At 52.2% G+C, this 20,741-nt stretch carries 18 protein-coding genes, 1 tRNA gene and 2 pseudogenes; 8 read left to right on the top strand and 13 right to left on the bottom strand.

Annotated features, from left to right (window positions below):
- Positions 1–3: 3 nt before the first annotated feature.
- The gene (proB, locus tag I6L54_RS20275; protein WP_005133587.1) at positions 4–1,107 is read right to left on the bottom strand and encodes a glutamate 5-kinase; all 1,104 of its coding nucleotides are present in this window, start codon (positions 1,105–1,107) and stop codon (positions 4–6) included.
- A gap of 290 nt (positions 1,108–1,397) precedes the next feature.
- Here proB and phoE point away from each other — a divergent pair, with 290 nt between their 5' ends.
- The gene (gene phoE, locus I6L54_RS20280) at positions 1,398–2,453 is read left to right on the top strand and encodes a phosphoporin PhoE (protein WP_040232850.1); all 1,056 of its coding nucleotides are present in this window, start codon (positions 1,398–1,400) and stop codon (positions 2,451–2,453) included.
- A 56-nt stretch (positions 2,454–2,509) separates the two neighbouring features.
- Here the strand turns inward: phoE and crl are convergent, their stop codons facing one another.
- From crl to gpt, 3 genes are all read right to left on the bottom strand, one after another.
- Entirely contained in the window at positions 2,510–2,911 is a 402-nt protein-coding gene (crl, locus tag I6L54_RS20285) for a sigma factor-binding protein Crl (RefSeq protein ID WP_005133595.1), read from the bottom strand.
- Between the two features lie 57 nt (positions 2,912–2,968).
- Positions 2,969–4,213: an esterase FrsA gene (gene frsA / locus I6L54_RS20290; RefSeq protein WP_040232852.1), complete on the bottom strand. Its 1,245-nt coding sequence runs from the start codon at positions 4,211–4,213 to the stop codon at positions 2,969–2,971.
- 98 nt (positions 4,214–4,311) lie between these two features.
- Complete coding sequence (gene gpt / locus I6L54_RS20295) at positions 4,312–4,770, bottom strand: xanthine phosphoribosyltransferase (RefSeq protein ID WP_005133597.1); 459 nt, start codon at positions 4,768–4,770, stop codon at positions 4,312–4,314.
- 261 nt (positions 4,771–5,031) lie between these two features.
- Between gpt and pepD the strand changes: the two genes are divergently transcribed.
- Positions 5,032–6,489, top strand: coding sequence for a cytosol nonspecific dipeptidase (gene pepD, locus I6L54_RS20300; protein ID WP_040232853.1), 1,458 nt, complete (start codon positions 5,032–5,034; stop codon positions 6,487–6,489).
- 101 nt (positions 6,490–6,590) lie between these two features.
- On the opposite strand, the gene dinB is transcribed toward pepD, so the two are convergent.
- From dinB to lafU, 3 genes are all read right to left on the bottom strand, one after another.
- A complete protein-coding gene (gene dinB, locus I6L54_RS20305; RefSeq protein WP_040232856.1) occupies positions 6,591–7,646 on the bottom strand; it encodes a DNA polymerase IV in 1,056 nt (351 codons plus the stop codon).
- A gap of 66 nt (positions 7,647–7,712) precedes the next feature.
- On the bottom strand, positions 7,713–8,360 hold the full coding sequence (locus I6L54_RS20310) for a hypothetical protein (RefSeq protein ID WP_040232857.1): 648 nt from the start codon (positions 8,358–8,360) through the stop codon (positions 7,713–7,715).
- Between the two features lie 56 nt (positions 8,361–8,416).
- Positions 8,417–9,331, bottom strand: coding sequence for a putative lateral flagellar export/assembly protein LafU (lafU, locus tag I6L54_RS20315; RefSeq protein ID WP_209442487.1), 915 nt, complete (start codon positions 9,329–9,331; stop codon positions 8,417–8,419).
- On the opposite strand from lafU, the pseudogene I6L54_RS20320 reads away from it, so the two are divergent.
- Positions 9,243–10,961, top strand: a pseudogene (locus I6L54_RS20320) (flagellar biosynthesis protein FlhA); the annotation flags it as partial. The gene lafU and the pseudogene I6L54_RS20320 sit on opposite strands and share 89 nt — an antisense overlap.
- Before the next feature lie 38 nt (positions 10,962–10,999).
- On the opposite strand, the gene I6L54_RS20325 reads toward I6L54_RS20320, so the two are convergent.
- Positions 11,000–11,761, bottom strand: coding sequence for a C40 family peptidase (locus I6L54_RS20325; RefSeq protein WP_052463773.1), 762 nt, complete (start codon positions 11,759–11,761; stop codon positions 11,000–11,002).
- 349 nt (positions 11,762–12,110) lie between these two features.
- Here I6L54_RS20325 and dpaA point away from each other — a divergent pair, with 349 nt between their 5' ends.
- Positions 12,111–12,851, top strand: a complete 741-nt coding sequence (gene dpaA / locus I6L54_RS20330) for a peptidoglycan meso-diaminopimelic acid protein amidase (protein WP_003843847.1) — start codon at positions 12,111–12,113, stop codon at positions 12,849–12,851.
- On the opposite strand, the gene I6L54_RS20335 is transcribed toward dpaA, so the two are convergent.
- Complete coding sequence (locus I6L54_RS20335; protein ID WP_005133605.1) at positions 12,822–13,589, bottom strand: class II glutamine amidotransferase; 768 nt, start codon at positions 13,587–13,589, stop codon at positions 12,822–12,824. The two genes, dpaA and I6L54_RS20335, sit on opposite strands and share 30 nt — an antisense overlap.
- Before the next feature lie 111 nt (positions 13,590–13,700).
- Positions 13,701–14,282: a D-sedoheptulose 7-phosphate isomerase gene (lpcA, locus tag I6L54_RS20340; RefSeq protein WP_003031390.1), complete on the bottom strand. Its 582-nt coding sequence runs from the start codon at positions 14,280–14,282 to the stop codon at positions 13,701–13,703.
- 239 nt (positions 14,283–14,521) lie between these two features.
- Between lpcA and fadE the strand changes: the two genes are divergently transcribed.
- The 3 genes from fadE to I6L54_RS20355 all read left to right on the top strand — a co-directional run bounded on the left by fadE (position 14,522) and on the right by I6L54_RS20355 (position 18,435).
- Positions 14,522–16,966 carry an acyl-CoA dehydrogenase FadE gene (gene fadE, locus I6L54_RS20345; protein WP_040232864.1) on the top strand — a complete coding sequence of 815 codons (2,445 nt, stop codon included), beginning with the start codon at positions 14,522–14,524 and terminating at the stop codon, positions 16,964–16,966.
- Positions 16,967–17,076: 110 nt separating this feature from the next.
- Positions 17,077–17,844: an amidohydrolase gene (locus tag I6L54_RS20350; protein WP_040232866.1), complete on the top strand. Its 768-nt coding sequence runs from the start codon at positions 17,077–17,079 to the stop codon at positions 17,842–17,844.
- A gap of 180 nt (positions 17,845–18,024) precedes the next feature.
- Positions 18,025–18,435, top strand: a complete 411-nt coding sequence (locus I6L54_RS20355) for a Spy/CpxP family protein refolding chaperone (RefSeq protein ID WP_040232868.1) — start codon at positions 18,025–18,027, stop codon at positions 18,433–18,435.
- 99 nt (positions 18,436–18,534) lie between these two features.
- Here I6L54_RS20355 and I6L54_RS20360 read toward each other — a convergent pair.
- Positions 18,535–18,611, bottom strand: a tRNA-Asp gene (locus I6L54_RS20360).
- Between the two features lie 134 nt (positions 18,612–18,745).
- Positions 18,746–19,483: a DNA polymerase III subunit epsilon gene (gene dnaQ / locus I6L54_RS20365; RefSeq protein WP_040232869.1), complete on the bottom strand. Its 738-nt coding sequence runs from the start codon at positions 19,481–19,483 to the stop codon at positions 18,746–18,748.
- On the opposite strand from dnaQ, the pseudogene rnhA reads away from it, so the two are divergent.
- A pseudogene (gene rnhA / locus I6L54_RS20370) lies at positions 19,428–20,006 on the top strand (ribonuclease HI). The gene dnaQ and the pseudogene rnhA overlap by 56 nt on opposite strands.
- On the opposite strand, the gene I6L54_RS20375 reads toward rnhA, so the two are convergent.
- Positions 20,003–20,725, bottom strand: a complete 723-nt coding sequence (locus I6L54_RS20375) for a class I SAM-dependent methyltransferase (RefSeq protein ID WP_040232874.1) — start codon at positions 20,723–20,725, stop codon at positions 20,003–20,005. The pseudogene rnhA and the gene I6L54_RS20375 overlap by 4 nt on opposite strands.
- Between the last annotated feature and the right edge of the window lie 16 nt (positions 20,726–20,741).

A 20,741-nucleotide genomic window follows, 5' to 3' on the forward strand; every position in this document is an offset into this window, starting at 1 on the left:
TCCTTAACGGGTAATCATGTCATCGCGATGGACAGCAACCGGGCCATATTCATAGCCCAGGATGGTATCAATCTGCTGTGAGTGGTGTCCGGCAATACGGCGCAGCGCGTCGCTGTTATAGCGAGTGACACCGTGGGCAATATCGCGCCCTTCCAGATTGCAGATGCGGATCACTTCACCACGAGAGAAGTTGCCTGTCACGCTTTTAATACCTTTTGGCAGCAATGAGCTGCCGCGCTCCAGAATAGCGCCTGTTGCGCCCTCATCGACGGTAATTTCCCCGGCCGGCGGCGCACCAAAGATCCAGCGTTTACGGTTCTCCAGCGGAGATGCCTGAGCATGAAAACGCGTCCCAACGGAAACGCCTTCCATCACGTCGCCAATCACGCCCGGCTTGCTACCTGCGGCAATAATGGTGTCGATCCCGGCACGGCACGCGACATCGGCGGCCTGCAGTTTAGTCCCCATGCCGCCAGTACCCAGGCCAGAGACACTGTCTCCGGCAATGGCGCGCAGCGCATCATCAATACCGTGCACATCTTTGATCAGCTCCGCCTGCGGATTGGTGCGCGGATCGGCGGTGAACAGTCCCTGCTGATCGGTCAGCAGCAGCAGCTTATCGGCCCCGGCCAGAATCGCTGCCAGCGCCGACAGGTTGTCGTTATCACCGACTTTAATTTCGGCGGTCGCCACCGCATCATTCTCATTAATGACCGGAACGATGTTGTTATCGAGCAGCGCGCGTAGCGTATCGCGGGCGTTGAGGAAGCGCTCTCTGTCTTCCATATCCGCACGCGTGAGCAGCATCTGCCCAATATGAATACCGTATATCGAGAACAGCTGTTCCCACAGTTGAATCAATCGGCTCTGCCCTACCGCCGCCAACAGCTGTTTCGAGGCTATCGTTGCCGGGAGCTCAGGGTAACCAAGATGCTCACGTCCGGCAGCAATCGCACCCGAAGTAACGATAACAATACGATGCCCTGCGGCATGGAGCTGCGCGCACTGGCGAACCAGTTCTACGATGTGGGCGCGGTTCAGGCGGCGCGATCCGCCCGTTAACACACTGGTGCCAAGTTTTACCACCAGCGTCTGGCTGTCACTCATGATTCTCTGCCATTCAAAATTGGGGAAAATGATATCAAACGAACGTTTTAGCAGGACTGGCCCCGGTTGCCAACAACCAGCGCACAAAGCATGAAATTTTATTGCGCAGGATCAGCAAGCGTAGCGGCAGATTTTGACGCCTTTATTACAGAAACAAAAAAACATCTTTTTTTAAAATTACTCTTACTTTGTCATAAAACGTTCATTGCCAGACGTTAAAAACCTTCCTGTCTTTTAACGGGGATCACACCCAGTAAATATTAGCGCGTACTTTTTAATCGGGAATGAAAATGAAAAAGAGCACTCTGGCATTAGCGGTGATGGGAATTGTTGCGTCGGCATCCGTACAGGCAGCGGAAGTGTATAACAAGAACGGCAATAAACTGGATCTGTATGGCAAAGTAAAAGCTATGCATTACATGACGGATTATGACAGCAAAGACGGCGACCAGAGCTATATCCGTTTAGGTTTTAAAGGCGAAACGCAAATTAACGATGAACTGACGGGATATGGCCGTTGGGAAGCGGAGTTTGCCGGTAATAAAGCCGAAAGTGACTCCAACCAGCAAAAAACGCGTCTGGCTTTTGCTGGTCTGAAATTAAAAAATCTTGGCTCATTTGATTATGGTCGTAACCTGGGTGCGCTGTACGATGTGGAAGCGTGGACCGATATGTTCCCGGAATTCGGCGGCGACTCCTCAGCGCAAACCGATAACTTTATGACCAAACGCGCCAGCGGCCTGGCGACCTACCGTAATACCGACTTCTTCGGCGTCGTCGATGGTCTGGATCTTACCCTGCAATATCAGGGTAAAAACCAGGACCGCGATGTGAAAAAGCAGAACGGAGACGGTTTTGGTACCTCCGTGACGTATGACTTTGGCGGTAGCGATTTCGCCATCAGTGGTGCGTATACCAACTCCGACCGTACCAATCAGCAGAACCTGCAAAACCGGGGTACTGGCGATAAAGCAGAAGCCTGGGCAACCGGCTTAAAATATGATGCTAACGATATCTATATTGCGACCATGTACTCCGAAACACGCAATATGACGCCTGTTTCCGGCGGCTTTGCCAATAAAACGCAGAACTTCGAAGCGGTTGTTCAGTACCAATTTGACTTTGGTCTGCGTCCGTCACTGGGTTATGTGCTGTCGAAAGGTAAAGATATTGAAGGCGTTGGTAATGAGGATCTGGTGAATTATATCGACGTGGGCGCAACGTACTATTTCAACAAAAATATGTCTGCGTTTGTTGATTATAAAATCAACCAACTGGATAGCGATAATAAACTGGGCATCAACGATGATGATATCGTGGCCGTCGGTATGGTTTATCAGTTCTGATGTAACATAAAAAATGCCGGATGGGGTTGCGCCGCCATCCGGCATTTTGCTGTTCGTTATGCCGTTAATTTAACCGGTTCATCCTTAAAATCATCGGCAGGCTCCAGCGCCAGATTCAGCGTCGTTAACAACCCACGCAACTTTTCATGAAACTCACGTAAGGTGTATTCCAGTCGCTCTACCACTTCAGTCTCTTTAATCGGCACGGCAGTCCAGTTGCCGTCTTTATCGAACAAACCAAACTGGTAGCTGTACGTAAAGCGTTTTTCCTGCGCCTCCAGTTCCATCCACCAGCCCCAAAATTCACGTTTCTCTGGTGCCGGTTTCACGTTGACGCAAACAGCCAGACAATCGAAAAAGAATCGATTATCTTCGCACTGCCCTTCGCGGATGTAAGGGCCAAGCGCGGTGAATTTTTTGATCAATCTGCTTTTCGGATGCCCACTCGGTAACGTCATTACGATCTCCTTAGGTGAAGCACCTGTTTTACCAAATCGATAAAATTTAGCAAACTTTTAACACAATCTCTGATTGATCCAACCGGTTATTTCCTGCAGCCCTTTGTCAAAATTGCGATACACCGGGTTGAATGGAATCTCCAGCAGCTTACCGTCAGAAGATGAAGATGTGATTAATCGTGATTCCTCTTCCGGGCTAAACGGATCGTTTTTCCAGTACCCCGACAACATTGGCGTCGGGCAGCGTCTGCCCAGCAGCCCTTGTACCTTTAATGAATAGCGATTAAGCTCGACGCGCAGCGCTTCATCGGAGGCGTCGTGCATCCCCAGACGACTGGCCAAAACGTCAAGATACATTTCCGGAACGCTTGCCTGTCGCTGTGGGTCGCTAAGCAGCGCATGAACCACCGGTCCCAGACAGGCCACCGCCTTCAGACGCGATGATTCCAGATACGCCAGGCGTACTGCGACGTTAGCGCCAAAGCGAAAACCGAATGCCGCCACACGGGTGTGATCCACCCAGGGAATATTCGGCAGCGCTTTTAATACGTGCTGGTGCAGCAGGCTGGAATCCTGGGTCAGTTTCCATTTTGACGAGAACCCGACCGACGGCATATCCAGCGTCAGCATAGCGATACCGCGCGGGGCAAAGTAGCGCTCATACAGACTGTAATAATCCGTTTGCATGGAGTCGAGGCCACCGCACATCAGCACCGTCGGGAACGGACCGTCGCCTTTTGGCATATGCAGGAAGCCAGTGATTGGCGCGCCGCCGGTAATGGCAAATTCCATCTCACGCAGCGTACCCGGCAGACGCTGTGCAGCCTCTTCATAAGCGCGATTAGCCAGAGCCTGAGCCTGCTCTGCCAGCTCATCACCTTTTAAGTGGGGGTAAGCAGCAATGTTGTACAACGTGGAAGCATGCAGCCAGTGGCGTCCGCTCACCTGTGGATCCTCTTCCATAGATGCTTTCTGTTGCCAGTCCATCGCCTGCTTCGCCCACTCGTAGATCCAGTTCCCGCCGCGATAGCCGATGACCGTGTCGTAGAGTTCTTTATCCGTACGCTCGGCTTCGCTCATCACGATGCGGGCCTGCACTTCGAGGATTTCGCGCGGATCGACCCCACGCCAGATCCACATCAGGCGATTCACCATGCGATACCAGTGCGGGATTGTTTTGCCATCCAGAGCGGACTGCACAGACGGCTGCGCGCCGTGGTTAAAACGACGAACCAGCGTTGACGTTTCAGGATGTTTGAAGCGGGGTTTAAACAGAACTTCGCTGAGGTTAGCCTGCGACATGATTACGGCCTCCATGAGTACTCACTAAGGCATAGTGTAACCTGACACCGCACAAAAAGAACAACGCCCGACAGTGCGGGCGTTGAAAACTTTTTAGATTAGCGACCAGAGATCGGCGGAACGAATACCACGCCCATATCCCACGGCTGCTCAATCCAGGTATCCTGCGGAATATCAACAATATAATCATTCACCAGCGGGCGACCAGCCGGTTTAGCGAAGATCGTGACGAAATGCGCTTTAGGATACATTTCGCGGATCGCAACGGCGGTACCACCGGTATCAACCAGGTCATCGATGACGATAAAACCTTCACCGTCGCCTTCGGCACGCTTCAGCACTTTCAGTTCGCGCTGGTTGTCGTGATCGTAGCTGGAGATGCATACGGTATCGACATGGCGAATACCCAATTCACGCGCCAGCAATGCGCCCGGCACCAGACCACCACGGCTAACGGCAATAATGCCTTTCCATTGTTCAGAAGGCATCAGGCGGCTTGCCAGTTTACGTGCATGGACTTGCAACATGTCCCAGGTGACGACGTATTTTTCGCTCATGTGAAGTGTCCCAGCCTGTTTATCTACGGCTAATTAATAAATTGAGGGTGAACCAGGTTGCGCGAGATTATAGAGATCTGACGCACTAAAAACCAGTGTTTCGCGGAATCCGCGCCTCTTTTTGCATGCTTTATGCTAGCCGTCGGCGGAGAAAGTGGTATTCTCAATCGCATCGCGCAAGCCTGACTTGTGGTGTTTTTAATTCTGCTAACCCTGTGGCCTGCAAGCAAGTTTTGCAGGACATCGCCAAGGAGACTCAACGTGTCTGAACTGTCTCAATTATCCCCGCAACCGCTGTGGGATATTTTTGCTAAAATCTGTTCTATTCCTCATCCGTCCTACCATGAAGAGCAGCTCGCTGAACACATTCTGAGCTGGGCCCAGGAAAAAGGTTTCCACGTCGAGCGCGATCAAGTCGGTAATATCCTGATTCGCAAACCCGCTACCGCAGGCATGGAAAACCGCAAGCCGGTCGTTCTGCAAGCGCACCTGGATATGGTTCCGCAGAAAAACAACGACACCGTGCACGACTTCACCAAAGATCCTATCCAGCCTTATATTGATGGCGAATGGGTAAAAGCCCGTGGCACCACGCTGGGTGCGGATAACGGTATCGGTATGGCATCCGCGCTGGCCGTTCTGGCTGATGACAATGTGGTACACGGTCCGCTGGAAGTTCTGCTGACCATGACCGAAGAAGCAGGTATGGATGGCGCATTTGGTCTGCAGACGAACTGGCTGCAGGCGGATATTCTGATCAACACCGACTCAGAAGAAGAAGGTGAGATCTATATGGGTTGCGCAGGCGGGATCGACTTTACCGCTAACCTGCCGCTGTCCCGTGAAGCAATCCCGGCTGGCTTCCAGAGCTTTAAGCTGACGTTAAAAGGTCTGAAAGGTGGTCACTCCGGCGGCGAAATTCACGTGGGTCTCGGTAACGCCAACAAGCTGCTGGTACGCTTCCTGGCAGGTCACGCTGAAGAGCTGGATCTGCGTCTGGTTGATTTCAACGGCGGTACGCTGCGCAATGCAATTCCGCGTGAAGCCTTTGCCACCCTCGCCGTGGCTGCAGATAACGTTGATGCGTTAAAAGCGCTGGTCAGCACCTACCAGGAGATCCTGAAAAACGAGCTGGAAGCCAAAGAGAAAAACCTGGCTCTGCTGCTGGATGCCGTAACTAACGACAAAGCCGCGCTAACCGCGCAGTCTCGCGACAGCTTTGTGCGTCTGCTGAACGCCACCCCTAACGGTGTGATCCGCAACTCCGACGTCGCCAAAGGCGTGGTAGAAACCTCGCTGAACGTCGGTGTGGTAACCATGACTGACGATAATGTTCAGATCCACTGTCTGGTTCGTTCGCTGATCGACAGCGGTAAAGACTACGTGGTGAGCATGCTGGATTCACTGGGTAAACTGGCTGGCGCCAAAACCGAAGCCAAAGGCGCGTATCCAGGCTGGCAGCCGGATGCAAACTCTCCGGTTATGCACCTGGTGCGTGAAACCTATCAGCGTCTGTTCAATAAAACGCCGAACATTCAGATCATTCATGCTGGTCTGGAATGTGGCCTGTTCAAAAAACCGTATCCGGAAATGGACATGGTTTCCATCGGGCCAACCATCACTGGTCCGCACTCCCCGGATGAGCAGGTTCATATCGAAAGCGTCGGTCACTACTGGCGGCTTCTGACTGAACTGCTGAAGTCTATTCCGGCGAAGTAAGTCTGCGCTAACTGCCGGATGGCGCTGTGCTTATCCGGCCTACAAGCAGATTTGTAGGCCGGACAAAGCGTTTAACGCCACCATCCGGCAATACATCAACGTTAAAGCCCCAATAACAGCTGCCTTTCTATTTGTGGATCGAGCAGCGTGACGTGTAACCCCACCAGCCTCACGCCTCGCCCTCCCCGACGTGCTTCCCAGGTTTTGTGTGCCGTCGCAATTAAGTCGTCTTTATTTAAGCGCGGCCAGACGTGCTCCTGCGTGGTCTGCTGAAAATCATTAAACTTGAGTTTTATCCCCTGGCGGGCGATCAGCAGATCCGGCTTTACCTTTGCCAGACGCCGTTCCAGTTCGGGATAGAGCCGCTCAATAATCGCTTCACACTCTGACCACTGATGAATATCTTCCGCCAGCGTCCGCTCGACGCCGACGGATTTGCGCAGCCTGTCGTTATTGACATCCCGATCGTCAATCCCCTGACTGCGCTCCCACAACACGCGGCCAAACTTACCAAAACGTTTGAGCAGCGTAGCCAGATCGTATTTTTGAACATCTTCACAGGTACGCAATCCCATCGATTCCAGCTTAGCGGCAGAGACTTTGCCGACGCCGGGAATTTTCCCCAACGGCAACGTTTTGAGAAATTCAGGGACATCAGCAGGGGTTATCACATATTGCCCGTTGGGTTTATTGAGATCGGAGGCGATTTTTGCCAGGAACTTAACCGGCGCAATCCCGGCAGAGGCGGTTAGCTGTAGTTCGTTGAAGATCGTCTGGCGGATCTCCTGGGCGATCAGCGTCGCGGAGCCGTGGCAGTGAACGCTGTCGGTGACATCCAGATAGGCTTCATCCAGCGAAAGCGGTTCAATCAGCGAGGTATAACGGGAGAAGATCGCCTGAATCTGGCATGAGGCTTCTTTGTATGCCTCGTAACGACCGGGTAACAGGGTGAGATGCGGGCACAGCTTTAACGCCATTCCGGTTGGCATTGCGCTGCGCACGCCAAATTTACGCGCCGGATAATTAGCCGTGCTGATAACCCCCCGGCGTTCACGACTGCCGCCAATGGCAATGGGAATATCACGCAGGGCGGGATTATCACGCATCTCCACCGCCGCGAAAAAACAGTCCATATCGACATGTATGATTTTGCGCATGACTCACCTCTCACAACACTGTTTAAGTATACAGTGTTTTTGCGATATGAGAAGCCTGTACCTCTGCTACGTTAGTGCGGGTCCATTCATCACAAAGCGCGCATCACACAGATAACGCACAATGTCTTTTGGCGCATGATCGGCGGGATTTCCTGCCGTACTGACAAACAATTTATTCACTTTGCGCACATTTGCCCGCAAAAGTTTTTCAATCGTCATCAGACGAAATGCATCATCTTCGACGCAGAACAGCTCGTAGTCACCCAGGCGTTCCCCACAGATTTCACAGTGGTTCATCCAGTAACGTAGCCCGGTCGTTTTACTTTTATCCAGGTAGTAATTGCTGGCTTTAATGTTCTTTTTTATCTCTTCCGGCAGCATGTTGATATGGAACAAAAATGTATTGCGCCGCACGGACACCCATCTTTTATCATCCTGATTTTGTTTGATAAACCGGGTAAACATCACACCATGAATATGCGTGGGCTGATGGCAATTCCAGCATTGCATTTTCGACGTAATAACCAGGTAATAAGGAGCCACAATATTAAAATTGTCCGTCGCGTAAACATGCTCACGCAGCGTCTCATTTAACTCATGAGGTTTGGTGTACCAGATACCTGAAACCGGGTCGAAATGCGCCCCCTGACAAGCCACATCGGTGACGTTATCAGTATGAATATCCAATGGAATAATATGGGTTACATCGATCACATTACCTTCCTGAGGGATAATTTGCCCCCACGTTGCGTGGGGGGCGGAGAACAGAATTAATGCGTGACGGGAGCAGAGGGTTGACGTAAAGAAGTCACCTGTTTTTGCTTGTCCAGCTTATCAACCAGCGGCTGAACCACCTTCTCGCCGTGCTGACCAAAATATTGATACAGCGTATCGGAAGCACTTTGCGTTAACACCATGATCTCAATACGCCGGTTGCCTGCGCTTTCCGGGTTTTTCGCATCCAGCAGCATTTGGTCCGCCATGGCGCTAACCTGCATGACTTTATCCTGCGGCATGCCGGCATCTTCCAGCACGCGTCGTGCTGATAAAGCACGGTCGCCGGAGAGGTTCCAGTTGTTGTAAATGTTGCTCTTATAGCTCATCGCATCCGTATGCCCGGTGATGATTATCTTGTTATCCAGCGAGTCAAACACGGGGGCCAGCGCAACCAGCAGCGATTTAAAGAACGGCATAATTTTGGCGCTGCCGCGTTCAAACATATTCCGGTTCTGGTCATCTTTAATCAGCACGCGCAGTCCCTGAGGAACAATCTCCATCTCGAGGTTGGTTTCCATATGCGCATTGCGGGCGATGACGTTAATGTCGGTCGCCAGCTCACCCAATTCACGCGCTGATTTTTGCTTCAGCAGCACCGCTTTTTCATTCACATCCAGCGCTTTTTTGGCGTTATCTTCTGTGATCTTCGCCGTCTCTTGCGGGGTAACCGTTTTATCCAGCTTGTTGCGTGTGACGTTTTTCTTCTGCGCGCCCGGCGCTATCGGCTGTTTGCCGAGCCTGTTTAACGGCGCCATGCCGCCACCGTTAAAAATAGACTGTCCATGCAGCGCCGCGACGATGTTTTCACGATCGGCCTTACTGACGCTGTTCACAATCAACTTTATCGTGGTTACTAAGGGTGCTGAACGTATCTCCGAAGTTTCGGCCCGCTTTACGCTGGACGCCATGCCCGGCAAGCAGATGGCGATCGACGCCGATCTGAACGCGGGGCTGATCAATCAGGCCCAGGCGCAGGCCCGACGTAAAGATGTGGCGGGCGAAGCGGATTTCTATGGCGCAATGGATGGCGCGTCGAAGTTCGTGCGCGGTGATGCCATCGCCGGGATGATGATTCTGGCCATCAACCTGATCGGCGGGGTCTGCATCGGGATCTTTAAATACGATTTAAGCGCTGAAGCCGCCTTCCAGCAATACGTCCTGATGACCATCGGTGACGGTCTGGTCGCTCAGATCCCGTCTCTGCTACTGTCGACGGCAGCTGCGATTATCGTTACTCGCGTGAGCGACAGCGGCGATATCGCCACCGACGTTCGTAGCCAATTGCTGGCAAGCCCCTCCGTACTTTATACCGCCACCAGCATCATGTTTGTCCTGGCGGTGGTGCCGGGAATGCCGCATTTCCCGTTCCTGGTATTCAGCGCCCTGCTGGGGTTTACCGCCTGGCGTATGAGCAAGCGCCCGAAGGTGGCGGAGACCGAAGAAAAAAATCTTGAGACGCTGACCAAAACTATCGTTGAAACCGCCGAGCAACAGGTCAGTTGGGAAACCATCCCCTTAATTGAGCCGATCAGCCTGAGCCTCGGCTACAAGCTGGTGGCATTGGTGGACAAATCCAAAGGAAATCCGCTTACCCAACGTATTCGCGGCGTGCGGCAGGTTATCTCAGACACCAACGGCGTACTGCTGCCGGAAATTCGCATCCGTGAAAACTTCCGTCTAAAACCGACCCAGTACGCCATTTTTATCAATGGGATCAAGGCTGATGAGGCCGATATTCCCTCAGATAAGCTGATGGCGCTGCCCTCCAGTGAAACTTACGGCGAGATCGATGGTGTTTTAGGTCACGATCCGGCCTACGGTATGCCGGTCACGTGGATTGTCCCGGCGCAAAAAGCCAAAGCGTTAAATATGGGATATCAGGTTATTGATAGCGCCAGCGTTATCGCGACGCATGTGAATAAGGTCATTCGCAGCTATATTCCCGACCTGTTTAACTACGATGATATTACGCAGCTACATAACCGTCTCTCTTCAATGGCGCCTCGCCTGGCGGAAGATCTGAGCGCGGCGCTGAATTACAGCCAGCTATTGAAGGTTTACCGGGCACTGCTGGTTGAAGGCGTGCCGTTGCGCGATATTGTCACCATTGCCACTGTCCTGGTCGCCAGTAGCGCCGTCACCAAAGATCATATTCTGTTAACGGCCGATGTGCGTCTGGCGCTTCGTCGCAGCATAACCCATCCGTTTGTGCGCAAAGATGAGCTGGCGGTATACACGCTGAATAATGAGCTGGAGAATCTGCTGGCTAATGTGGTGAATCAGGCTCAACAAAGCGGCAAAGTGGTGCTCGATAGCGTACCGGTCGATCCGAATATGCTCAATCAGTTCCAGACCACTATGCCGCAGATTAAAGAACAGATGAAAGCGGCGGGTAAAGAGCCGGTGCTGTTGGTTGCACCGCAGCTTCGTCCTCTGCTCGCGCGTTATGCCCGCCTGTTTGCACCTGGTTTGCAGGTACTGTCTTATAACGAAGTTCCGGATGAGCTGGAATTAAAAATCATGGGGGCGCTGAGTTAACCCGTGGCAAGGCGGTGCCATGCGCGCCGCCTTGTTGATTACAGAATGGTATTTTCCGTCAGAATACGACGGGCGCCGAGATAATGATCCTGCCAGAAGTCATCGGATAAATTACTCACCCGAATCGTTTCTCCCGTACGCGGTGATTCAATAAATTGACCCTGTCCCAGGTAGACGCCCATATGATCGGCAATATCCCGGCTATGAATATGAAAGAACAATAAATCACCACGACGAAGGTCACGATTGGCGACAATCGTCGCCCGCCGGTAGTGATACATTTCATTCGCCGTACGCGGCAATTTTGCCGCCAGAATTTTGTTGTAGGCATAAAAAATCAGCCCGCTGCAGTCAAAGCCTTGATCCGGACGGGTCCCGCCCCACAAATAAGGTTTACCTAACTGCTGCTCAAGACGGTGGATTGCCACTTCGGTCATGTTGTGTAGATGGTCGCTGCTGAGAAAATGGTCATTCTCAGCCAGCTCCTGCCAGCGATGGTTGCTCGCTTTCAGCGGCCCAGGGAACCACTCCGGGTGCTGTTTAATCAGCGTCCTGTTCTGCTGGCGCAGCGCGCTTTTACTTTGCGCATTACCTACCACCACATAACTTGCCTGCTTTTTTACCTGCGCGTGGTATTGCTTCAGCAGCCGGGCACGATTACGCATGCGCATTTGCGCCGCATAGCTTAAATGGGCGTCAGATAAGAGGGGCTGAACTTTGGCGACAGACGGTGATGACAACACAACACACAAAGACAGCAGACCCGGAAAAAAGCGTCGGGGTGCAGAGACAAAAGACATGAAAACAAAAATACCTAATCAAACACGTTCGCCGCAGTCTATCGCTATTGCCGGGTATTCCATTTTAATATTCGATTATTAAATTATTAATTTTTTAAATTCAATACATTAGGAATTCTATACTAAAAAGACTCAATGAGGTTCGCTAACCCGCAAAATACGCCGGTGTCTGACAGACTTTAAGCACAATTTTCCGTATAAAGAAAATCTAAAGTGTAAACGCAGCACGAGAGACTTGCGAAAAACTTTCTGGGTGATAATGTGAGCGCTCCAGATCCAGATTTATCCGATTTGGGGACTCTTTTTGCCGTCCTGGCGTGTGTAATCGTTTTATCAAGGAATAAGCAGTATGCGTAAAATCGCATTTTTTCTTGCGATGCTTTTATTGCCGTGCGTTTCATTTGCCGGTTTGCTGAGCAGCAGCAGCCCGACCACGCCTGTCAGCAAAGAATATAAGCAGCAATTAATGGGCTCCCCTGTCTATATCCAGATCTTCAAAGAAGAGCGAACGTTGGATCTGTACGTTAAGATGGGCGAACAGTATCAATTGCTCGACAGCTATAAGATCTGCAATTATTCCGGGGGCTTAGGCCCGAAACAGCGTCAGGGTGATTTCAAAAGTCCGGAAGGATTTTACAGCGTACAACGCGGACAGCTGAAACCAGATAGCCGCTTTTACAAAGCGATTAACATTGGTTTCCCTAACGCCTACGACCGCGCACACGGTTATGAAGGTAAATACCTGATGATTCACGGTGCCTGCGTTTCCGTCGGCTGCTACGCGATGACCGATAACGGCATTGATGAGATTTTCCAGTTTGTCACCGGCGCGCTGGTGTTCGGGCAGTCCAGTGTGCAGGTCAGCATTTATCCGTTCCGTATGACCGACGCCAACATGCAGCGGCATAAATTCTCGTATTACAAAGAGTTCTGGTCACAGCTAAAACCGGGATACGATTACTTCGAACAAACGCGTAAGCCACCGACTGTTTCCGTCGTCGATGGCCGTTACGTTATCAGCAAACCGTTGAGTCACGAAGTGGTTCAGCCGCAGCTGGCATCAAACTACGCGCTCCCCGAGACAAAATAATGCCCACTCGCCTGGCATAATCTTTTGCCAGGTTTCATTGCCGGTTAACGGCTGCGTGGCAATCACGGTGACCACATCATTGGGTGTGGTCTCTGAGCTAAAATCGATTTCCACATCCTGATCCAGCAACGTCGCTACGCCAAATGGCGCACGCCGCGTGATCCAAAACAGGTTGGTCGAACAGAAGGCCATCACATAACGCCCGTCAGACAGCAGCATGTTGAAGACCCCCTTATCTCGCAGTTCTCCTGCCAGCATCGCGATATATTTAAACACTGCCGTCATATTGCCAGGCGTGCGTGGATAACGCTCAGTCAGCTTATGCAGCAGCCAGCAAAACGCTTTTTCGCTGTCGGTTTCCCCGACCGGGCGGAAATTACCGGTTTCCAGCGACTTATAACCGCTGAGCTGGCCGTTATGGGCGTACGTCCAGTTGCGTCCCCACAGTTCACGTGTGAACGGATGAGTATTTTCCAGCGCCACTTCGCCACGGTTTGCCTGACGAATATGGGCAATCACAGAACAGGATTTGATGGGATAGTCTTGTACCAGTTTGGCGATAGGCGAATTAAAGCTGGGTTGCGGATCTTTAAACGTACGGCAGCCCTTACCTTCATAAAACGTAATCCCCCAGCCGTCTTTGTGCGGCCCGGTGCCTCCGCCGCGCTGAACCAGCCCGGTGAAGCTAAAGCAGATATCGGTTGGCACATTGGCGCTCATCCCGAGCAGTTCGCACATACATCACCTACCTTAAAACCGTGAACTGCCTGATGGCGCTGCGCTTATCAGGCCTACGTGGCGCTCATGTAGGCCGGATAAGGCTTCAGCCACCATCCGGCAATCGTCTTCTTATGGTTTAACCATCTCTTTTTCGATCAACTGGATCAGGATATGGATAACTTTGATATGAATTTCCTGAATACGGTCAGCGTAGCCAAAGTGCGGCACGCGAATTTCGATATCCGCGCTGCCTGCCATTTTACCGCCATCTTTGCCGGTCAGGGTGATGACTTTCATTCCCTTCTCACGCGCCGCAGCAATCGCTTTAATCACGTTACCGGAGTTACCCGAAGTGGAGATGCCTAACAGGACATCGCCCTCGCGACCCACAGCTTCCACATAACGGGAGAACACATAATCGTAACCGAAATCGTTGCTGACGCAGGAGATATGGCTGACGTCAGAGATAGCGATCGCCGGGTAGCCAGGGCGGTTTTCGCGATAGCGTCCAGTCAACTCTTCGGCGAAGTGCATCGCGTCGCAATGAGAACCGCCGTTACCGCAAGAAAGTACCTTACCGCCGGCTTTAAAGCTGTCTGCCAACAGGACCGCCGCGCGCTGAATGGCGTGAATATTGGCGTCATCTTTAAGAAAATTAGCCAGCGTTTCCGCCGCTTCGCTCAGTTCGTTACGAATAAGATCCTGGTACATGAGGATATCCTTCAGCATGAATGTAAATGACAAGATGCAGTGTACCGGATAGCGCTACCAGCGAGAAGTACAAGCCACAGGAATGGCTGTCGCTTTTGATTTTTTGTGCCGGTTAAAACGGCAACAATGTGAACTTTGTTGTAATTATTTTGTAAACATATTGCTAAAAGAATTCACATCCACTACAACCATATCATCACAAGTGGTCAGACCTCCTACAAGCAAGGGAGCTTTTCGTTATGATGATTTTGAGTATTATCGCTACGGTTGTTCTGCTCAGCGTTCTGTTTTATCACCGCGTGAGCTTATTCCTCAGCAGCTTAATTTTGCTCGCCTGGACGGCTGCGCTTGGCGTGGCTGGCCTATGGTCAGTCTGGCTGCTGGTTCCTCTGGCCATTATCCTCGTACCGTTTAACTTTACGCCGATGCGCAAATCCATGATCTCTGCGCCGGTATTCCGCGGTTTCCGTAAGGTCATGCCGCCGATGTCGCGCACCGAGAAAGAAGCGATTGATGCCGGTACAACCTGGTGGGAAGGCGACCTGTTCCAGGGCAAGCCAGACTGGAAAAAACTGCATAACTATCCTCAGCCGCATCTGACTGCTGAAGAACAAGCCTTTATTGATGGCCCGGTGGAAGAAGCCTGCCGCATGGCGAACGACTTCCAGATAACCCACGAACTCGCGGATCTCCCGCCGGAGCTGTGGGAATATCTGAAAGAACACCGCTTCTTCGCGATGATCATTAAGAAAGAGTACGGCGGGCTGGAATTCTCCGCCTATGCTCAGGCTCGCGTTCTGCAGAAACTCTCCGGCGTTTCCGGGATCCTGGCGATCACCGTTGGCGTACCTAACTCATTAGGTCCTGGCGAACTGTTGCAGCATTACGGCACCGAAGAGCAGAAGAATCATTACCTGCCACGTCTGGCACGTGGTCAGGAGATCCCATGCTTTGCCCTGACCAGCCCGGAAGCGGGTTCCGACGCGGGCGCGATCCCTGATACCGGCGTGGTTTGTATGGGCGACTGGCAGGGGCAGCAGGTGCTGGGTATGCGCCTGACCTGGAACAAACGCTATATCACGCTGGCTCCTATCGCTACTGTACTGGGTCTGGCATTTAAACTCTCCGACCCGGAAAAACTGCTGGGTGGCGAAGAAGATCTTGGCATTACCTGTGCGCTGATCCCAACCTCAACGCCGGGCGTACAAATTGGACGTCGTCACTTCCCGCTGAACGTACCGTTCCAGAACGGTCCAACGCTGGGTAAAGATGTCTTCGTACCGATTGATTACATCATCGGTGGCCCCAAAATGGCCGGTCAGGGCTGGCGTATGCTGGTGGAATGTCTGTCCGTGGGACGCGGTATTACCCTGCCGTCTAACTCGACGGGCGGTGTGAAATCGGTCGCGATGGCTACCGGCGCGTATGCGCACATTCGTCGCCAGTTCAAAATCTCTATCGGTAAGATGGAAGGTATTGAAGAGCCGCTGGCACGTATTGCGGGTAACGCCTACGTGATGGACGCTGCGGCGTCGCTGATTACCTACGGTATTATGCTGGGTGAAAAACCAGCAGTGTTGTCGGCCATCGTGAAGTACCACTGTACCCACCGTGGGCAACAGTCAATCATCGATGCAATGGATATCACTGGCGGTAAAGGCATTATGCTTGGCGAAAGCAACTTCCTTGCCCGTGCTTATCAAGGTGCGCCAATCGCTATTACCGTTGAAGGTGCCAACATTCTGACCCGTAGCATGATGATCTTCGGTCAGGGTGCGATTCGCTGCCATCCGTATGTTCTGGAAGAGATGGCTGCGGCACAGAGTAACGATGTGAATGCGTTCGACAAGCTGCTGTTCAAACACATCGGTCACGTCGGCAGTAACAAGGTGCGCAGCTTCTGGCTTGGCCTGACGCGTGGCTTAACCAGCAGCACACCAACCGGCGATGCGACCAAACGTTACTACCAGCACCTGAACCGTCTGAGCGCCAACCTGGCCCTGCTTTCAGATGTGTCCATGGCCGTGCTGGGCGGTAGCCTGAAGCGCCGTGAACGTATCTCCGCGCGTCTGGGCGATGTGTTAAGTCAGCTGTATCTGGCCTCTGCGGTGCTGAAGCGTTATGACGATGAAGGCCGTAATGAAGCAGACCTGCCGTTGGTTCACTGGGGCGTTCAGGATGCGTTGTACAAAGCAGAACAGGCGATGGACGACCTGCTGAAAAACTTCCCAAACCGTCTGGTCGCGGGCTTGCTGAGTGTGGTTATCTTCCCTACCGGTCGCCACTACCATGCACCGTCTGACAAGCTGGATCATAAGGTTGCGAAGATTTTGCAGGTTCCGAGCGCCACCCGTTCTCGCCTTGGTCGCGGTCAATACCTGACGCCGAGCGAGCATAACCCGGTTGGTTTGCTGGAAGAGGCTCTGCTGGATGTGATTGCAGCCGACCCTATCCACCAGCGGATCTGCAAAGAGTTAGGTAAAAATCTACCGTTTACCCGTCTGGATGAACTGGCGCACAATGCGTTGGCTAAAGGGCTGATTGATAAAGACGAAGCCGCAATTCTGGTGAAAGCCGAGGCGAGTCGTCTGCGCAGCATCAACGTGGATGACTTTGAACCCGAGGAGCTGGCGACTCAGCCGGTAAAGCTGCCAGAGAAGGTGCGTAAAGTCGAAGCCGCATAACGACACACGCACAACGTTTAGCCCCGCTTAATGCGGGGCTTTTTATTGCCACATTTTCGTTAAAGCTCATGCTACAGTGTCAAAATGTTGTTCAACGAGGAGCCTCGATCGTGCCTGGTTTGAAAATTACGCTGCTGCAACAACCGCTGAGCTGGATGGATGGCCCGGCTAACCTGCGCCATTTTGACCGCCAACTGGAAACCGTCAACGGGCGTGATGTCATTGTGTTGCCCGAGATGTTTACCAGCGGATTTGCGATGGAAGCGGCAAACAAATCGTTGCCGCAAGAGGAGATTGTAAGCTGGATGCGTAGCAAAGCGCGGCAGACGAATGCCCTGATAGCAGGTAGCGCGGCGATACAGTCTGAACGGGGGCCGGTGAATCGTTTTTTGCTGGTTGAACCCGAAGGTACCGTGCATCTCTATGACAAACGCCATCTGTTCCGTATGGCGGATGAGCATCAGCATTATCAGGCCGGTGACGCGCGGGTGATATTTGAATGGCGCGGCTGGCGCATTCTGCCATTGGTCTGTTATGACCTGCGTTTTCCGGTGTGGTCACGTAACCGTAACGACTACGACCTCGCCTTGTATGTTGCCAACTGGCCAGCGCCGCGCTCGCTGCACTGGCAGATTCTGCTCACCGCACGGGCAATTGAAAATCAGGCGTATGTAGCAGGATGTAACCGTGTGGGAACCGATGGTAACGGACATCATTATCGCGGTGACAGCCGGGTGATTAATCCGCAGGGTGAGATTATTGCCACCGCCGAGCCGCATCAGGCCACACGCATTGACGCAGAACTGTCACTCTCGGCGCTGCGCGAGTATCGCGAGAAATTTCCTGCCTGGCAGGATGCCGACCCGTTCACGCTATAACTATCACCTACCCTCCCGCTACGGACCATGTATCCACGGCGGGATTGTTTCACTCCGTAACCAACCGCAAAACAAATTCGCGTGGCGACATGCATCGGGCAACGTATCCTGCAAGGGATAATCACTCGTAACCCGCGAGTGGCAGACAATGTCGATAATTCCCTTATCAGGATTTCAATAATGAAAAACTTCGTACGCATGACTTTGCTGGCAGTTACCGTGGCTGGCGCTTCTTTTAGCACGCTTGCAGCAACCACATCTAATGTTCCGGCTCCTGCCCAGGATCCGATAGTACAACATCTTAAGCTGAGCACTGACCAGGTTGCGCAGATTAAAAAACTACACCAGCAGCTTGAAACCAATGTCGGGCAGATTTCGGTGAAGGATGTTAAAGACGGCGCGTTGATTGACGTCATTAAGTCCGGGAAATGGGATGAATCAGCCGTCAAAAAACAGCTTTCGGCGTTCAGCAACATCGAACAGCAGGCGCGTTATTACCGCGTGAAATACTATTTTGACCTGAACAAAGTGCTGACCCCAGAACAACGCCAGCAGGTGCAAAAAGATATCGCACAGACGCTGAGCGAGTAACAGCAAGGCCTGCAATAACATATGGTTGCAGGCTTTTATTTTTTGGGCAGTAAAAACGACGAAAGCCTGAATCATTTCTGATTCAGGCTTTCTGAATAGTGGCGGAATGGACGGGACTCGAACCCGCGACCCCCTGCGTGACAGGCAGGTATTCTAACCAACTGAACTACCACTCCGCGTTGTGTTCCGCTTGGGAACGAAGCGAATATTACGGATTGCCTCGCGCCTCGTCAACGCTTTTTCTCACGTTTTTTAATCGTTTGCTGCAAAAATCACCCGAATGACCATTTCTGTACTGTAAATACCAGAACTAGGCCCGCCAGAGGCAACTTCCGCCCTTCTTCTGTACCAGGTCAAGGCGCGACTCATGGGCTGCCAGCTCTTCATCAGTGGCGAAAACAACGCGTAATTTACTGGACTGACGCACAATGCGCTGGATCCCCGTATCATTCTGCTGCTGGCTGTCACCTTCCATAGAGAACGCCATGGTGGTCTGCCCACCGGTCATCATCAGATAAACGTCGGCCAGAATCTGGGCATCGAGCAATGCGCCGTGCAGGGTACGCTTGCTGTTGTCTATCTCATAGCGCGAGCATAACGCATCAAGGCTGTTACGCTTGCCAGGAAACATTTTCCTCGCCAACGCCAGGCTGTCGGTCACTTTACAGAAGGTGTTCGTCTTCGGGATATCACGATTGAGTTTCGCGAACTCGTAGTCCATAAAGCCGATATCAAACGATGCGTTATGGATGACCAGCTCCGCACCACGGATATAGTCGAGAAACTCATCGGCGACATCGGCGAACGTGGGTTTATCCAGCAGGAATTCATCGGCAATTCCGTGTACGCCAAATGCTTCCGGGTCCACCAGCCGATCCGGCTTCAGGTAGACGTGGAAGTTATTTCCGGTCAAACGGCGGTTTACCACTTCAACCGCACCGATCTCAATAATCTTATGGCCTTCGTAGTGGGCACCAATCTGGTTCATACCGGTGGTTTCGGTATCAAGGACTATCTGTCGTGTAATTCCAGTGCTCGTAGCGGTCATTTATGTCAGACTTATCGTTTGATTTCGATTTGCTAAAACAGGAAGTCTACCAGAGATGCTTAAACAGGTAGAAATTTTCACCGATGGTTCTTGCCTGGGAAACCCAGGTCCTGGCGGTTATGGGGCTATTTTACGCTATCGCGGGCGCGAAAAAACCTTTGCCGAAGGGTACAACCTCACCACCAATAACCGTATGGAGCTGATGGCGGCAATCGTTGCGCTGGAAGCCCTGAAAGAACAGTGTGAAGTGATACTCAGCACCGACAGCCAGTATGTGCGTCAGGGCATTACGCAGTGGATCCACAACTGGAAAAAACGCGGCTGGAAAACCGCAGATAAAAAGCCGGTGAAGAACGTCGATCTGTGGAAACGTCTGGATGCCGCGCTGGGACCGCACCAAATCAAATGGGAATGGGTGAAAGGGCATGCGGGCCATCCGGAAAACGAACGCTGCGATGAGCTTGCTCGTGCTGCGGCAATGAGTCCCACCCAGGATGATGTTGGGTATCAGGCAGAGTCTTAAGCGTCTGGCTTGCGGTATTGTCGGGTGGCCCCAACAGCCTGGCGGATGCGTGCCTTACTTTTATTTTGTTTCATCGGGTTGAGCGTAAGCGGAATGGTTCGCTTACGCGCAACCACCAGCTGCAAACATCCCAGCGCAGGGATATGGGCGCTTAACATTTTTCCGCCCTTCTTATTCCAGGGCAGGACGTGAAAACGACTGTAATGCAGCACTTCAAAATTCAGCAATGAAAGCCAGTCCAATTGCCGCATGAGCGTAAACATCCGGCTGTTGTAGGGCGAGGCTTTACGCAACACGGGCACCAGTTTACGCAGCCCCATCAGGCTTACTGGGTTAAAACCGCTCAGAATCAACCAGCCGTCATCAATAAGCACGCGATCGGCCTCACGCAGTAAGCGATGGGGATCGGAACACCACGGTAGCGTATGGGCCAATAAACAGACATCCACGGACTTATCGGCAAAGGGAAGATGCAAAGGATCGGCCGCCACCTGCATAGGAGAGCCTTGCAATGAAACATTTACCTGATGAGAAACCGCGCACGCTTCGGAATCGATTTCTGCGCTTAAATTACCAATCTTAAGCAGATGAAAACCGTACATTTTTGCGAACCACGGATTAAGCTGATGTTCCAGCGCCTCACGATAGTATTCGCCCCAGGGTAAATCATCCCAGCTAACGGGTGCTATGACAGTTTGAGGGAGCCTTGCCGGTTTCATCACAACCTTCCGCTAC

Source organism: Citrobacter pasteurii (assembly GCF_019047765.1).
GTDB lineage: Bacteria > Pseudomonadota > Gammaproteobacteria > Enterobacterales > Enterobacteriaceae > Citrobacter > Citrobacter pasteurii.

Coding starts and splice junctions, on each gene's coding strand:
- crl (WP_005133595.1), bottom strand. CDS start 2,911: ATGACGTTACCGAGTGGGCATCCGAAAAGCAGATTGATCAAAAAATTC.
- dpaA (WP_003843847.1), top strand. CDS start 12,111: ATGCGTAAAATCGCATTTTTTCTTGCGATGCTTTTATTGCCGTGCGTT.
- I6L54_RS20355 (WP_040232868.1), top strand. CDS start 18,025: ATGAAAAACTTCGTACGCATGACTTTGCTGGCAGTTACCGTGGCTGGC.
- dnaQ (WP_040232869.1), bottom strand. CDS start 19,483: ATGACCGCTACGAGCACTGGAATTACACGACAGATAGTCCTTGATACC.
- lpcA (WP_003031390.1), bottom strand. CDS start 14,282: ATGTACCAGGATCTTATTCGTAACGAACTGAGCGAAGCGGCGGAAACG.
- dinB (WP_040232856.1), bottom strand. CDS start 7,646: ATGCGCAAAATCATACATGTCGATATGGACTGTTTTTTCGCGGCGGTG.
- fadE (WP_040232864.1), top strand. CDS start 14,522: ATGATGATTTTGAGTATTATCGCTACGGTTGTTCTGCTCAGCGTTCTG.
- lafU (WP_209442487.1), bottom strand. CDS start 9,331: ATGGCGTCCAGCGTAAAGCGGGCCGAAACTTCGGAGATACGTTCAGCA.
- frsA (WP_040232852.1), bottom strand. CDS start 4,213: ATGTCGCAGGCTAACCTCAGCGAAGTTCTGTTTAAACCCCGCTTCAAA.
- I6L54_RS20335 (WP_005133605.1), bottom strand. CDS start 13,589: ATGTGCGAACTGCTCGGGATGAGCGCCAATGTGCCAACCGATATCTGC.
- I6L54_RS20325 (WP_052463773.1), bottom strand. CDS start 11,761: ATGTCTTTTGTCTCTGCACCCCGACGCTTTTTTCCGGGTCTGCTGTCT.
- proB (WP_005133587.1), bottom strand. CDS start 1,107: ATGAGTGACAGCCAGACGCTGGTGGTAAAACTTGGCACCAGTGTGTTA.
- gpt (WP_005133597.1), bottom strand. CDS start 4,770: ATGAGCGAAAAATACGTCGTCACCTGGGACATGTTGCAAGTCCATGCA.
- I6L54_RS20375 (WP_040232874.1), bottom strand. CDS start 20,725: ATGAAACCGGCAAGGCTCCCTCAAACTGTCATAGCACCCGTTAGCTGG.
- phoE (WP_040232850.1), top strand. CDS start 1,398: ATGAAAAAGAGCACTCTGGCATTAGCGGTGATGGGAATTGTTGCGTCG.